The sequence below is a fragment of the Bacteriovorax sp. DB6_IX genome (genome assembly GCF_000447775.1).
In the GTDB taxonomy this organism is placed as follows: Bacteria; Bdellovibrionota; Bacteriovoracia; order Bacteriovoracales; family Bacteriovoracaceae; genus Halobacteriovorax_A.
The window spans coordinates 1-3,083 of the sequence record NZ_AUNJ01000409.1; the positions used below are offsets into that span (position 1 = coordinate 1).

Annotated in this window: 1 protein-coding gene; it reads left to right on the top strand. The window is 39.2% G+C overall.

Going from position 1 to position 3,083, the window contains the following annotated elements; all coding sequences use genetic code 11:
- A partial coding sequence (rpoB, locus tag M901_RS12870) for a DNA-directed RNA polymerase subunit beta (RefSeq protein ID WP_021278639.1) occupies nt 1–3,083 on the top strand: 3,083 nt, incomplete at both ends.

Below are 3,083 nucleotides of genomic sequence, written 5' to 3' on the forward strand. Positions count from 1 at the left end.
AAGCCGTATTCAACTCGATCTTCCCAATCCACGACTTTAACAAAACTGTTTCACTAGAGTTTGTAAGCTACGCGCTTGAAGAGCCGAAGTATACAGTTAAGGAATGTCGTCAAAGAGGATTGTCTTACGAAGCGCCTTTAAAAGTCGTAGTTAGACTAGTTTTCTACGATGTGGCGATTGACAAAGATGGAAACGAACAAAGAACTGTATCTTCAATTAAAGAGCAGGAAGTTTACCTTGGTAATATTCCTCTAATGGCCGATACAGGATCTTTTGTATATAACGGAACTGAGAGAGTAATTGTTTCTCAGCTTCACAGATCTCCAGGGATCGTGTTCGAGCACGACTCAGGAAAAAAACACTCAAGTGGTAAGCTACTTTACTCTGCGAGAATTATACCTCACAGAGGATCTTGGCTAGACTTTGAGTTCGATCACAAAAACGTATTATTCGCTAGAATCGATAGAAAAAGAAAGCTTCACGCAACTGTTGTTCTTAAGGCATTAGGATATAACACTGAGCAAATCTTAGACATGTTCTACAACATGGAAATGATTACTCTTGGTAACGACGGTGTCTTTACTAGAAACCTTGATTTCTCACTACTGATTGGGACAAGATCTTCAGAAGATATTGTTGATCCTAAGTCAGGAAAAGCTATCGTTAGAAAAGGTAAGAAATTCTCTAAGGCTTCTGTAAGAAAGCTAGAGGAAGCAGGGATTACTACAATCAGTGCTACTTTAGAAGAAGTTGTTGGAAAAGTTGTTGCTGAAGATATCTTTAACGAAGAAACTGGTGAGGTTATCGCTCTTGCAAACGAAGCTCTTTCAGAAGCTAAGATTCAAGAGTTAATGGCTTCTGGTATCAATGAAGTTAAGGTTCTTTATATCGATATGATCAACTTCGGTGATCAAATCAGAAACACTTTATTACTTGATAAAACAGATACTAAAGAAGACGCTTTAATCAAGATCTTCGAAAGATTAAGACCAGGAGAGCCACCAGCGGTTGAAGCTGCAGAAGCTCTATTTGATAACTTATTCTTCAACGAAGAAAAGTATGACCTATCTAAAGTTGGTCGTATGAAGATTAACTACAAGTTCAATAGAAATGAACCTGTAGAAAACACTGCTCTTACTAGAGAAGATATTATTATCACTGCTCAATACCTTGTTGAACTAAACAACGGTAAGGGGAAAGTAGATGATATCGATCACCTTGGTAACAGAAGAGTTAGAGCTGTTGGTGAGCTTCTTGAAAACCAATTCCGCGTTGGTTTAGTAAGAATGGAAAGAGCTGTTAAAGAAAGAATGGCAATTCAAGAAATTGATACAATGATGCCATACGATCTTGTTAACCAAAAGCCAGTTGCTGCTGCGGTTAAAGAGTTCTTCGGATCTTCACAATTATCTCAATTTATGGACCAAACAAACCCACTTGCTGAAGTAACTCACAAGAGACGTCTATCAGCACTTGGACCAGGTGGTCTAACAAGAGAAAGAGCTTCATTCGAAGTACGTGACGTTCACGTAACTCACTACGGAAGAATGTGTCCGGTTGAGACACCGGAAGGACCGAACATTGGTCTGATCACATCTCTTGCAACATATGCAAAAGTTTCTGAGTACGGATTCATTGAAACTCCATACCAGACTGTTGCAGAAGATAGAACAGTTGGTGATGTTGAATACTTCACAGCTTTCCAGGAAGAAGGAAAAGTAATTGCTCAGGTAGATGAGTCACACGTTTCTGGTGGAAAAGTTGTTGGTGAGCAGATCGCAGCTCGTGCAAGTGGTGAATTCACACTTGTTGAAGCTGGTGAAGTTGACCTGATGGACGTTTCTCCAACACAAATGATCTCTATTGCAACATCACTTATTCCTTTCCTTGAGCACGATGATGCCAACCGTGCCTTAATGGGATCGAACATGATGAGACAGGCCGTGCCTGTTGTAAGAACAGATGCTCCAATCGTTGGTACAGGAACTGAGAAAGTAGTTGCTAGAGATTCAGGTGCAGTTCTTTTTGCAAAAGATGATGGAAAAGTTATCTTCGTTGATTCAAATAGAATTGTTCTTCAAAGAAATAAATTTGAAGACGGTGAGTCAGGTGTTGATATCTACTCACTTGTTAAATATCAAAGAACTAACCAGTCAACTTGTAATAACCAAAAAGCTCTTGTTAAAGAGGGTGATATCGTTAGAAAAGGTGACGTGTTAGCGGATGGACCTGGTACTGATAATGGTGACCTTGCTCTTGGGCAAAACGTACTTGTTGCGTTCATGCCATGGGGTGGTTACAACTACGAGGATTCAATCCTAATTACAGAAGATCTACTTGCTAGAGATATCTTTACTTCAGTTCACATCGAAGCATTTGAAGTTGAAGCTAGAGATACTAAGCTTGGTAAAGAAGAAATCACTCGCGATATTCCAAACGTTTCAGAAGAATCTCTTAAGGATCTTGATGAAGCAGGTATCGTTAGAGTTGGTGCAATCATTAAGCCAGGTGACATCCTAGTTGGTAAAATTACTCCAAAGGGTGAAACTCAGCTTTCTCCAGAGGAAAAACTTCTTAAAGCGATTTTCGGTGATAAAGCTGGAGACGTTAAAGATACATCTCTAAGAGTTCCTTCAAGTGTAAGAGGTACAGTAATTGATGCCCGTGTTTACACAAGAGAAGGTGTTGAACTTTGTGCAAGATCTAAAGAGATTATTGAGCAAGAAACAACACTACTAAGAAGAGACGAAAGAATTGAGATCAAAGCTATCCAAACTTCTGCAATTCTAAAAATTGCTGAGATGTTAAAAGGTGCTAAAACTACTGATAAACTTGTATCAGAAGATGGTTCAACTGAACTTCTTCAAAAAGGTGCAGATATCACTGGTGAAGTACTTGCTCAGATTCCATTTGAGCTAATTGGATACTTACCACTTCAAGCTGAGCTTGAAGAAAGACTTTCTGAGTACTTTGCTGATATCAGAAACAGAATCAACAGAGTTAGACAAAAAACAACTGATGAGATCGCTAAACTTCACAGAGGTGATGAGCTTCCTCCAGGTGTTATCAAGAAAGTTACTGTA